Annotated in this window: 9 protein-coding genes and 1 pseudogene; 5 read left to right on the top strand and 5 right to left on the bottom strand. The window is 63.5% G+C overall.

Annotation, left to right across the window (positions count from 1 at the left end):
• Nucleotides 1-122 precede the first annotated feature (122 nt).
• Nucleotides 123-322 (top strand): annotated as a pseudogene (locus tag FGL98_RS23760) (transposase); the annotation flags it as partial.
• Nucleotides 323-351: 29 nt separating this feature from the next.
• On the opposite strand, the gene FGL98_RS23755 reads toward FGL98_RS23760, so the two are convergent.
• Entirely contained in the window at nt 352-1,533 is a 1,182-nt protein-coding gene (locus tag FGL98_RS23755) for a tyrosine-type recombinase/integrase (RefSeq protein ID WP_246136718.1), read from the bottom strand.
• Between the two features lie 475 nt (nt 1,534-2,008).
• Between FGL98_RS23755 and FGL98_RS23750 the strand changes: the two genes are divergently transcribed.
• Entirely contained in the window at nt 2,009-2,926 is a 918-nt protein-coding gene (locus tag FGL98_RS23750; RefSeq protein WP_146321174.1) for a LysR family transcriptional regulator, read from the top strand.
• Nucleotides 2,927-2,964: 38 nt separating this feature from the next.
• Here the strand turns inward: FGL98_RS23750 and FGL98_RS23745 are convergent, their stop codons facing one another.
• The 4 genes from FGL98_RS23745 to FGL98_RS23730 form a co-directional block, all read right to left on the bottom strand.
• On the bottom strand, nt 2,965-5,013 hold the full coding sequence (locus FGL98_RS23745; protein WP_146321172.1) for an NADH:flavin oxidoreductase: 2,049 nt from the start codon (nt 5,011-5,013) through the stop codon (nt 2,965-2,967).
• A gap of 50 nt (nt 5,014-5,063) precedes the next feature.
• Nucleotides 5,064-5,426, bottom strand: coding sequence for a cupin domain-containing protein (locus tag FGL98_RS23740; protein WP_222432388.1), 363 nt, complete (start codon nt 5,424-5,426; stop codon nt 5,064-5,066).
• 73 nt (nt 5,427-5,499) lie between these two features.
• Nucleotides 5,500-6,621, bottom strand: coding sequence for an FAD-binding oxidoreductase (locus FGL98_RS23735; RefSeq protein ID WP_246136717.1), 1,122 nt, complete (start codon nt 6,619-6,621; stop codon nt 5,500-5,502).
• Nucleotides 6,618-7,763 carry an aromatic ring-hydroxylating dioxygenase subunit alpha gene (locus tag FGL98_RS23730; RefSeq protein WP_246136716.1) on the bottom strand — a complete coding sequence of 382 codons (1,146 nt, stop codon included), beginning with the start codon at nt 7,761-7,763 and terminating at the stop codon, nt 6,618-6,620. The genes FGL98_RS23735 and FGL98_RS23730 overlap by 4 nt, the downstream gene beginning before the upstream one ends.
• Nucleotides 7,764-8,542: 779 nt before the next feature.
• Between FGL98_RS23730 and FGL98_RS23725 the strand changes: the two genes are divergently transcribed.
• The 3 genes from FGL98_RS23725 to FGL98_RS23715 are packed head-to-tail and all read left to right on the top strand — an operon-like array spanning nt 8,543 to nt 11,657.
• Entirely contained in the window at nt 8,543-9,796 is a 1,254-nt protein-coding gene (locus FGL98_RS23725; RefSeq protein WP_146321168.1) for a quaternary amine ABC transporter ATP-binding protein, read from the top strand.
• A complete protein-coding gene (locus FGL98_RS23720; RefSeq protein WP_146321166.1) occupies nt 9,793-10,671 on the top strand; it encodes an ABC transporter permease in 879 nt (292 codons plus the stop codon). The genes FGL98_RS23725 and FGL98_RS23720 overlap by 4 nt, the downstream gene beginning before the upstream one ends.
• A gap of 38 nt (nt 10,672-10,709) precedes the next feature.
• Nucleotides 10,710-11,657: a glycine betaine ABC transporter substrate-binding protein gene (locus tag FGL98_RS23715; RefSeq protein ID WP_186526358.1), complete on the top strand. Its 948-nt coding sequence runs from the start codon at nt 10,710-10,712 to the stop codon at nt 11,655-11,657.
• Nucleotides 11,658-12,033 lie beyond the last annotated feature (376 nt).

Below are 12,033 nucleotides of genomic sequence, written 5' to 3'. Positions count from 1 at the left end.
AGCTGTGCGAGCACCTGACCGCCACCAAAACCGTGTACCCCGACACCGACCTCGTCCTACGCTACGAGATCAAAACCCGCCGATAGCCCCGCAAAAACTATCGCACCATGTCCAGAGTCCTGAAGCTGCGCGAGGGCACCTACTTTCCCGAGTGGCTGCTGGAACGTCGCAAGCGAGCCGAGGCGGCCCTGACGTCCGTGGTGGCCAACCTGGGGGTCCCCCCGTTGTAGCGCAGCGTACGGGGGAATACCTGCTCGGTGTATCCACGCGCCGGATGGACCGGCTCGTGCAGACCCTCGGCATCACCGGCCTGTCCAAGTCGCCCAGTTTCGGAATCTAGCGGCTCTGACTTCATTGAATGGCAGGCTCGTTCGGCTGCTCGGCGAGTGCTGTGAGGCGCCGTGCGATTTCGGCCGGACGGTCGTCGGCGATGTGCTGGTAGCGCATGGCCATGGTCGAGGTGGAGTGTCCGAGTCGGTCCATGAGTTCGCGGGTGGTGGCCCCCGCGTGCGCGGCGAGCGTTGCACCGGTGTGGCGCAGATCGTGCCATCGCAGGTCGGGTCGTCCTGCGGCCGCCCGTGCAGGTCTGTAGACCTTGTAGAGGCTGCCGTGGTGCATGTGGTGGCCGTCGGTGTTGGGGAATAGCAAGCCGTCCGATCCGCTCTGTGCGTACGAGGCGAGGTGGTGGCGGATCGCCGGCATGAGGTGGGGCGGGATACTCACATCACGGATGCTGGCCGTGGACTTGGGGGTTCCGACCTGAGCCTGACCGCCGGGCCAGGTCACGCCGCGCCGAACGCGGATGACCTGCTGCCGCAGATCGATGTCCTTGCGCCGAAGTTCGGTCAGCTCCCCGAACCGCAGGGCGCACCAGGCGGCCAGGTGCACCATCAGGCGGTACCGGTCGGGCATCGCCTGCGCGATCTGCGTCAGCTCCTCGAGCGTCGCCGGGCGCATGCCGTGACGGCCCGGCGGCCTCCCCGCCCCGCGGATACGGCACGGGTTACTTGACAGAACCTCTTCCTCAACAGCGGTGTTCAAGATGGTGCGCAACAGCGAGTAGGTGTGCGCCCGGGCGGTGGGATGAGCCGGGCCCATGGCCACGTGCCACGACCTGACCTGCTCGGCAGTGATCGCATCAAGTGGAGTGTCGCCGAAGACGTCGATCAGAGTGACGATCATCCGCGCGTACTCCGCACGAGTGCGGGGCTTGAGCTCACGACCGGTCAACCACTGGCGCGCGTAGACACCGAACGTCGGACACGGCGCGGGGGAGGACGGAGCAGGACGCCAACGTCCCTCCGTCATCGCGGCCAGCTGAAGACTGAGCCAGGCCTCCGCGTCCCCCTTGGTCTGGAACGTGGTGGGGGCAACATGACGCCTACCGTCAGGCCCCAGGTAGCCGGCCTGGTAGCGGCGCGAGGGCAGCCGGCGAAGGGTGCCAAAACTGCGACGCCGACCGGAGTGGTTGCCTCCCGCGCGACGTGCGGGAGGGTGAACTGCGGCCGCCTCGGGTTGCTCAGGTTGTCGCACTGTGACGCCTCCTCGTGCACGTTCCGTGCAACTATCGTGCAAGAACGATTGGCCATTTGCGTCCATCGGCGTCCATCAGTGTCCCTCGACAGATCGACGTAACTGGCTGTCATCATACAACTTTGGGCAGAATTCGCCGACTTTCCGGCCGCTCGGATTTGGCCAATAAACAAGTTCAAATCCTGTCAGCCCGACCAACGTTTTGCTGCGCCCAGGCAGGTACCTGCGAATCATCCAGCGGTACGCCAAAGATTGCTGCACGAGCCACTACGTGCAGATCGCCCGTGCCCCACCTCAGGTACGAAGAGCCCATAGACAGTCGCATCATGTCGGGAGTCCTGGGGCCGAGTCGGCCCGGTACGCGGCGGCGGTGTGCGCGCTGTCCTTCAATGATCGTCGCGGCGAAAAGCACCTCCACCGAGGCAGACTTTCAAGGAGAGGCCACATTCTGCAGGCTGTCGGATAACGTGGACGAATGATCGACCATCGGCTTCAGGTGCTGCGCCTCCTGGCGGAGTACGGTACGGTCACGGCGGTTGCCGAGGCGTTGAACTACACACCCTCAGCAGTGTCCCAGCAGCTTCGCACCCTTGCCTCCGAGCTCGGCGTGACGCTGCTCGTGCGGGATGGCAGGGGCGTTCGCTTCACTGAGGCTGGGCGCGCGCTGCTCACCGGGTCGAACAAGCTGTTCGCGACCTGGGAAGAACTGCGTGCCGAGCTCGACTCCAGTTCCGGTGATCAACCGGGCTCTATGCGTCTGTGCGGGTTCTCGACCGCCGCAGCGGCGCTGTTGCCCTTTGTAGCCACTACGCTCGCGGCGCAACGGCCGCACTTGAGCGTGCGCATCATCGAGGCTGATCCGGACGAGTGCTTCAGGCTGCTGCTCTGCGATCAGGCAGACGTCGCCGTCGTTGTGGCCACTTCATCACTTCCACCGATGAGCGATCCCCGGTTTGAGCAGCGAGCCCTCCTGGACGATCCGCTCGATCTACTTGTTGCGGCGGACAGCCAGTTCGCCGGAGAGCGGTCCATGCGGCTCAGTGACACCGCCAACCAGCCTTGGATCCTCGATCGCCCCGGCCGTCCACACCATCAGCTTGTGATGACTGCGTGTGCCGCAGCCGGCTTCGCTCCGCTGGTTGCGCATGAGGCTGCCGAGTGGGACACCGGCGCGGCGCTCGTCGGGGCGGGGCTTGGCGTTGCTCTCGTGCCACGGCTGGCACGCTTGCCAGCCGGATACCCGATCCGCCGGATTGCGCTGCGCGGTGATCCAACGCCGTCTCGCCACCTGCTCACCGCGATCCGCAGCGGCAGTCGCGGGCAACCTGCTGTTGCGGCTGCGCTCGCAGCGCTCGACGAAGTCTCGCATCGCCGGCAGATCCACGGTGAGTAGGACGGTTCGGCAATCGGCATGACTCCGGCCGCCTACTGCTAGATCGGGGTGCACAGGCGGAGGGCGTCGTAGATCGCCGCATGCGTGTTGCGACTCGTCACGGCGTCACCGATGCGGAATAGCTGATAGGAGCCAGCAGGGTTGCGGTTAATGGTCTGAGGCTGCACCTGCAGCAACTCACCCTGGTCGACCTCACCGAGGTTGGTCGACCCGGCGACCAGATCGAAGTAGAGGTCGTCGACAGGAAGCGTGCCGTGCTCCACCACCACGTGGTCGACCACCCGCTCGACCTCTTTGCCCGCATACTGACTGAACAATCTGACAGTCAGTCGCCCGTTCTTGGTTCGTTCTACTGCTCGCAGCTGGTAGGCGAGCGTGACCTGCACATCCTGCTCGGCAAACACCTTGAGGTAGGCGGGGGAGTTCATGCTGCCCACGTCGGGGGCAAGCGCACGCTCAGGCGTGACGATCTCGACCCGGGCACCTCCAGTGGCCAGCACCTCGGCCGCGTCCATCGCCGGATAGCCGCCGTTGTTGTCGTAGATCAGCACCTCACCGGCGGGCCGCAGTGAGCCGTCCATCACGTCCCAGGTATCGGAGACCAGGTCGGCGCCCTCCTGCAGGAAGGAGCGATTCGGTAGGCCTCCCGTGGCAATGATCACGAGGTCCGGATGCTCGGCGAGCACGTCCCCGGCCTCCGCGTAGGCACCCAGCCGCAGGTCCACGCCATACTCCTTGGCCTCAGAGACCCGCCAATCGATGATCCCTATCATGTCTCGCCGCCGAGGGGACGCTGCCGACAGCCGTACCTGCCCGCCGGGGGAGCTGTTTGCCTCGAGCACCACGACCCGATGTCCCCGGCCACCAAGAACTCTGGCCGCTTCCAACCCGGCGGGCCCCGCGCCGACGACGACCGCTGTCTTGACCGGGCCGCACGTGGGGGACAGCTCGTGCGAGAAGTTCTGCTCTCGTCCGGTGGTGGCATTGTGGATGCACTTGGTGTCGCCACCCTCGTAGATCGAGTCCAGGCAATAACTCGCCCCGACACAAGGGCGGATGCGATCCTCTTGCCCGGCGGCGATCTTGCGCACCAGGTGCGGATCGGCGATCTGTGCCCGTGTCATCCCGATCAGATCGACCAGACCTTCCCGGACCGCATACCGCGCGGTCGCCACGTCGGCGATCCGGGCGGCGTGCATCACCGGGATGCCGAGCTCTCGTCGGATGCCGGCGGTGAACTCCAGGAACGGGGCGGACGGCGCCCCCATCGACGGGATCACCTGGGAGAGAGTCTCATCGCTGTCGATCGTGCCCTTGATCGTGCTCATGAAGTCGATGCCGTCGGAGACGTACTGCTTCGCCGCGATCATCGCGTCGGCAGCCGAGAGGCCGTCCACGCGGTCCTCGTCCATGCTCATTCGAAGGCCCACGATGAAGTCGGGTCCGACCGCGGCCCGAACCGCCTGGATCACACGGCGCGGGAACGCCATGCGATGCTCCAGCGTGCCGCCCCAATGGTCGCCGCGCGTATTTGTGGCCGGTGACAGGAAACTATCGAACAAGTGACCGTACGACTCGATCTCGATCCCATCCAGGCCACCCTCCTGGCACCGCACTGCCGCGTCCGCATAGTCCCGCACGATGCGATCCAGGTCCCAGTCCTCCGCAGCCTTCGGAAACGAGCGGTGGGCCGGTTCACGCACAGCCGACGCGGACACCAGCGGCAACCAGTCCGCGGTGAAGTTGCTCGTTCGACGGCCCAGGTGGGTGACCTGGCACATCACGGCAGCGCCCGCCTCATGCACGTCATCGGTGAGTCGTCGCAGCCACGGGACGATCTCGTCTCGGTACAACAGCAGGTTCCCGAAGGATGGTGGGCTGTCCGGTGACACGACCGCCGAACCACCGATCATGGTCAGGCCGACGCCGCCTCGCGCCTTCTCGACGTGGTAGAGGCGGTACCGGTCCTTCGGCATACCCTCCTCGCCGAAGGCCGGCTCGTGGGACGTGCTGACGACACGGTTGCGCAGTCGCAACTGCTTCAACTCATAGGGCTGCAGCAGTGGGTCGATGGCCTGCAAGCTCATTCAGGTCTCCCTTCACATCGTCGCCCGAAGACGGTCGTGGCGCTCGCGAGTCAGAAGATGACGTAGAGCTTGCGCACCGTCTCGTGGATGTCCCAGGTGCCGCTCCATCCCTTCGGGACGAAGAACGTGTCGCCGGGGCCTACCAGCGCGGGCGATCCATCATCTGGGGTGATCGTCATCGATCCGGCGACGATGTGCACGAACTCGTTCGTGTCCAGCAGCCAGCGCGATGGGCCCGCAGTGCATTCCCAGACGCCGGTCTGTGCGTCTCCCTCGCCCTGCCAGAGGATGGTGCCGGACGTGTTCATCTGCTCGCCGGTTGCCTTCAGGCAGGGGCCCCAGTCCTCCAGTGTCGGCGTGTCCGAGGTGCGGAGCAGCGCCATGCTGGGAGCGGAAACTGTGTCATTGGACATCAAGGTTGGCCTTTCATGATGGTGAAGCGTGGTTTGTGGCAGGCCGACTGATCTGTCGGCAGCGATCTGGTGCTCACGCGTCAATCACCAGATCGGTCAATGGCATTGAGCAGCAGGGCAGTATCTTGTTCTGCGCTATCTCCCGCGGACGAATTCCGCCATTGTGGTGCATGTCGACCGAGCCTTCGGTCAGAGTGCACTTGCAGGTCCCGCACATGCCTTCGGTGCACGAGAACGGAAGGTGCATCCCGGCGTCTAGTGCTGCATCAAGGATCGTCTCGTCTGCGCCGCAACGGATCGTGCGCGCGCTTCGGGTGAACTCCACGGCATACGTTGTGACTGGGGCCGAGCCCGGAGTCAGCTGATCGTCTCGAGCATCGGCTCGCTGCCCTGGCAGGTCGTCGAAATCGAAGCTCTCCTCGTGGTAGCGCAGCGGGTTGATGCCGGCCAAGTCGCGCACGGCGGCCATGTATGGGGCGGGCCCACAGGTGAAGACCTCACGTTCCTGCAGGTCCGGGGCCAGCGTTTGCAGCATGTATTGGTCGAGTCGCCCACGCAGCCCTGGCCAGGACTCGCCGGGCGAGTCGCTCTCGCAGATGTGGGTAACTCGCAGGCCGGGGTAGACACCGGCTATTCCCGAGAGCTCGGCTCGGAAGATGATGTCCGATGGTGTCCGAGCGCTGTGCACGAAGAGCACATCGGTGTCGGCAGCGAGGTCATAGAGCGCTCGGGTCATGGACATCAACGGTGTGATGCCGCTGCCGCCCGAGAGAAAGAGGTACTTCGCCGAGGGATACCGCGAGAGTGTGAACGTGCCGAGCGGTCCTTGCACCCTCAGCTCTGTGCCCGCACGGACATGGTCGTGCATCCAGTTTGACATCACTCCGCCGTGCTGCCTCTTGACCGTTATCGCAATGAAGTTTGGCCGGGTCGGCGGTGAGGAGATCGTGTAGCAGCGGCTGATGTCCTGACCGTTGATGCCGACCGTGAGAGTGACGAACTGTCCCGGCTCGTAGCGGAATACGCGTGGCCCACGGGCTCGCAGGATGAACGTCTTGACATCATGGGTCACCTGCCTGACCTGCGCGCACACCAGGGTCGAGTCCTGCTGGTCATCCCACTCCGGTCGGTCACCTCCGAGCTCCGCGAACGCGGAGGCCAGCTCGAGAGGCGGAGGGTAGGTGAGCGTACTCACGACGCCTGCAGGTGGTGCTCAAGTCGCTTGATGTACCAGTTGACGAAGGCCTCCACCTGGTACTCGGTGGGCGAGTATGGGCCACCTTCATACCTCGGGTTGGTCACACCAAGCTGGGTGCGAGCGACGAAGGTGACATCCTGAGTGTTCGTGGCCTGCCAGACCCGAGTCAGCTCCGCGAGGTCGTAGTCCTCACCTTCTACGGCGTCCTCATGCACTAACCAGGTCGTGCGCAACAGGGACTTCGACGGCCCCAACGGAAGCACTGAGAACGTCACCGCGTGGTCGCCGAGGAAGTGGAACCACGAGTTTGGCTGCAAGTGCAGGGCCAGGTGTCCAAGCCGCGCCGTCGGGGCCGTGCCGAGCAGTTTGCGGCAGATCGAGCGTCCGTCCTGGCTGAAGGACTCACCCGCGCCATCCAGGGGCAACCGTGCGATGCGGTAGCCGCTCACCCGGGTGTCCAGCTCCTCATGGACGGCGACCGGGATGGCATGCGCTGCGCACGTCTCCCGCAGCTGTGCCTCGGCCGCCTGATAGCGGTGCAGCACCGGCCGGAGCCGCTTGGTCACATCCTCTTCCGAATATCCATACAGCGGGAAGAGCGAGCAGATTAGCTGGGGATGGCCATCGCAGTGGTAGCACTCCCTGTTGTTCTCCATCACCAGTTTCCAGTTGCCCTCCTCGATAATGTCGATCTGGGCCGCCACCTTCGTGTGGGCGATGTCGTGCACCGCGAGGTAGGGCTCGACGGTCGCGGCCACTTCGTCGAAGTCAGCGGGCGGCTCGTCCGCGAGGCAGATGAAGAGCAGTCCGCCGGCATTCTTCAGGTGCACCGGCTTGAGCCCGAAGCACGAGGCGTCGAAGTCCTTGGCCGGCGACTCGGCATGGAGGAGGGAGCCGTCTGTCGCATAGGTCCACTTGTGGTAGCCACAGACGATGTTGCCGACCGATCCCGACGTGTCGTTCAGCACCTTCGAGCCGCGATGTCGGCAGACGTTGTGAAGCGCTTGCACCTCGCCCCCGTCACCGCGGATGAGGATCACTGAGTAGAGGCCAAGATCTACGGTCACATAGTCGCCGGGCTCAGGGATCTCTGCCACGGAGGCAACGAAGAGCCAATGGCTCGTGAAGATCGCCGACATGTCCAAGTCATGAATGTCCTGACTGGTATAGAACCAGCCATCCAGGCTGTGTCCAGTCCTACGACTCGCGACCAGATCACGAATTGAGGGCAAACTGAGTTGCGCAGTCATTGCGTCTCCCTTCGAGAGCAATAATGAAGCCGATGGAGCGCTCGGGCCCGGGCGACGATCAAGAAGTTAAGGTCCGAGTTGACCTTCCTCAACGGTACTGCGGTCCTCAGTGGAGGATAAGAGCACATTATTTCAGATAACTGTGCGCTATTCGTTGCCGATTGGTCCGTGCAAGCGTGGGCGAGCAGATCGGCGGCGCGCGTGGACTCCACGCGAGCACGCAGATCAGCGTTGCTGCGCGCTCGCGTGGAGTCCATGCGGACACTTGACAGTGATGCAGGCCACGTGCATAGTTGTGAACCAAGCAGATTGTTGCATGATGGGCAACAATCTGGGTGTCGACGTCAATATCGGCGACGGAACACGCGGCTCTGTGGCGTTCGGCATGAGCATGCGAGGTGACGATCCCCGGATACTTCATCCGTCGGCCGTAAGCATGAGGTGCGGGCGCCAGTGCGACCGGGATCGTCGAGAGGTGGGTCGTTAAGGCGTTGCCCGAAGCAGCGTCGGCAAAGTGACGGCAACCCCATCAGTTGCGGTGAATTATGGAATTTCGAGTTCGAGCCACATGCTTTGACGAAGGTTGTTAATATGAGCCGGTACCGCCATTCGACCCCTTTGACGAATAATCCTCCTCTCGCAGTCGCCGCCAGAAAAGGTATGTGATTATGCCCGCTATCAAGGCGAGTAATATTTACAAAATCTTCGGGCGGCACACCAAGCCTGGCGTCGGCCGCCTTATGGGTGGTGAGTCACGGGAAGACCTCGCTAAGGATGGGCTCACTGCGGCGGTGATCGACGCATCCTTCGAGGTCGAAGAGGGCGAGATGTTCGTCGTGATGGGTCTGTCCGGTTCCGGGAAGTCCACTCTCATCCGGGCGGTCAACGGACTGCAGGAGCCGACTAGCGGCTCGGTGGAGATATACGGCGAGGACATCACTCATGCGTCCTCGACGGATGTGCGCCGGTTGCGTCGTGAACGCATCAGTATGGTCTTCCAGCACTTCGCGCTCTTTCCGCATCGCACGGTGCTCGACAATGTGGCGTACGGGCTGAAGATCCAGGGCGTGGCGAAGGACGAGCGACGCTCGCGGGCCATGACGGCGCTGGAGATGTGCGGGCTCGAGGGCTGGCAGGCCAAATTGCCCACCCAGCTGTCCGGCGGAATGCAGCAGCGGGTCGGACTTGCCCGCGCGCTCGCCGCGGACACCGACATCTTGTTGATGGACGAAGCCTTCAGCGCGCTGGATCCACTGATCCGCCGTGAGATGCAGGATCAACTGATCGAACTGCAGCACCGTTTGCATACGACGCTGCTGTTCATCACCCATGACCTGAACGAAGCGATGCGCATCGGTGACCGGATCGCGATGATGCGTGACGGGCGCATTGTGCAGATCGGGACATCCGAGGAGATTCTGACCAATCCGGCGAACGACTACGTTGCGCGATTCACCGAGGACGTCGACCGCAGCCGAGTGCTGACGTCCTCGTCGGTGATGGAACCGCCGGTCGCCCTGCTCGGAAGCGAGCAAGGCCCTCGGGCGGCGCATCGTCTGATGCGAGAGCACCAGTTGGACTCACTCTTTGTCGTCGACCGCGACAAGCACCTGCGCGGTGTGCTGTATGAGGCGGACGTCGCCAGAGCAGTCGACGAGCGCCGCGACTCCATCGACGGGATCCTCGACGGGCAGGTGTCGTGTGTGGCGGCCGAAACGTTCGTGGCCGACCTGTTTTCGGACTCTGCGATCAGCAAGGCACCCTTGGCAGTCGTTGACGACGAACGCCGACTGTTAGGGGTCATTCCTCGGGTGACGTTGCTCAATGCGCTGATCCGAACCAATGCTCCGGAGACGGCCCTGGGTGCGACGTCCATCGAGCCAGGGCTGGATGTCGCGGCGACGCAGGAGGTTCGCTCATGAGTTTCGCCGATGCGACTGTGCCCCGGCTGCAGATCGGCAACTGGTTCAACGACATTGTCACATGGATCCAGCACAATCTCGGCCCGCTGCTCGACGTCGTCATGAATGTCGGAACCTTCCTGAACGACCACATCTCCAGTGGGCTGCTGGCAGTGCCCCCGGTGATCATGGCAGTGATTCTCGGGTTGGTCGGCTGGGCGGCCAGCGGCTGGAAGCTGGGCATCGGCACCGTGATCGGGATGCTGGTCATTCAGAGCGTGCGGATGTGGAACGACGCGATGCTGTCACTCTCACTGGTGATCATCTGCACCACGGTGGCGTTGATTCTCGCCGTGCCGGTAGGCATCCTGGCCGCTCGGAGCACGCTGGCTGCGAACATCGTGCGACCAGTACTGGATTTCATGCAGACGCTGCCGGTCTTCGTCTATCTGGTCCCGGTCGTCGTCATCTTCGGGATCGGCGCCGTCCCTGGCATGGTCGCGACCATCATCTTTGGGATGCCGCCCGGAGTCCGGTTGACTCAGCTGGGGATTGCGCAGGTCGACCGAGAGATGGTCGAGGCGGGCCACGCATTCGGCGCACCACCCCGCAAGATCCTGACGGGCATCGAGCTGCCTCTCGCCATGCCCACCATCATGGCCGGCGTCAACCAGGTGATCATGCTGGTCCTGTCAATGGTGGTCGTCGCGGGCATGGTCGGGGCCGGCGGACTTGGTGAGGACGTCTATACGGGGCTGACAAGCTTCCAGGTCCCCCTGGCGTTCGAAGGTGGACTGGCCGTGGTGATCCTGGCGATGTTCCTGGACCGAGCGACCGCGGGTGTCGGCGCGCGATCGGCCGTCTCGCGAGCGATGAAGGCAACAGCGAGCAACTAACTGACATGCACGTTCACATCCAGATGAGGAGAGGTCCAATGCAACGAGTGCACCTATACAAGAGCGTTGCTGCGGCATCGGTGGCGATCATGGCCAGCAGTCTGATCGCCGCTTGCGGTGCGAGCAAGACCACAGGAAGCGACGCAACCGGCACGGCAAGCGCCGGCAACTCGGATACCGGCTCCGCGTCGACGTCGAAGACACTGACCATCCCGATCGCGTCTGGGTGGGCCGAGGACGAGGCAGTCAGTTACCTATGGCAGTACGTCCTGCAAAAGAAGGGATATCAGGTCAAGCTGCCGACACTGGACATAGGCGTGATCTTCGCCGGCATCTCCAAGGGCAGCAGCAGCAATGTCGATGTCTTCTTTGACACCTGGCTGCCCACCACCCACAAGGCCTACTGGGCGAAGATTCACAACAAGGTCGAAGACATCGGTATCTGGTACGACCAAGCCACGCTCAACCTCGCCGTTCCGAAATACATGACAAATGTCAACTCGATCGCCGACCTGAAGGGCAAGGCCAGCCTGTTCAACGGACACATCACCGGCATCGACCCTGGAGCCGGGGAGACCGGCATCGTCAAGAACAACGTGCTCAACGATTACGGCCTCAGTGGATTCACCGTCCAGACCTCTTCTTCGGCGGCCATGCTCGCGGCGCTGTCCAAGGCGATCGATGCCAAGCAGCCGATCGTTGTCACACTGTGGCACCCACACTGGGCCTACAAGGCCTTCCCCATCAAGGACCTGAAGGATCCGAAGAAGTCCATGGGTTCCGGCGACAAGATCCACGTCATCGCAAAGACAGGCTTCAAGACCGCACATCCTGACGTGTATGCAGCGCTGGCAAAGTTCAAGATGACCGATGCACAGCTGGCCGACTTGGAGAACGTGGCGCTGCAGAAGTACAAGAACAACCCGGCCGCCGGTGTAGCGGCCTGGGCCAAGACACACCAGTCGTTCGTCAACGCGATGATGTAGGCGACGCCCGGTATATCCGCCGATTAGCGGGGACGTGCCTCGAGTGTCGAGACTTGTTTCTCCGCCACTCCAGCGCTATGTTCACCACTCGGCGGGAGGGTCAACGTGGGGGCATGGGCAGGGCGCCGTCGAGGCGGAGCCCTCACCGTTGAGCATCGGGCTGTCGACGACGTGCACTGCCAGGGATGCCTACCCCTCCAGGCGACCGAGCCGGAACGGGTGCGGGACCTGCTTCTCCAGGGTCTCCTTCACCGGCTCTCCGTACCTGAGGTGGGGCACGGCGACACGCCGGGGGTTGGTGATGCGGTGAGGTGAGGGTCGAGGTCCTCAGGATCAGAAGCGACCAAGCTCACTGATCACCAAGGACCTCGACGGT

It is taken from the genome of Leekyejoonella antrihumi (assembly GCF_007845645.1).
GTDB classification, from domain to species: domain Bacteria; phylum Actinomycetota; class Actinomycetes; order Actinomycetales; family Dermatophilaceae; genus Leekyejoonella; species Leekyejoonella antrihumi.
Note: the sequence above shows the minus strand (reverse complement) of the source record. Positions and strands in the feature narration are given on the sequence as shown.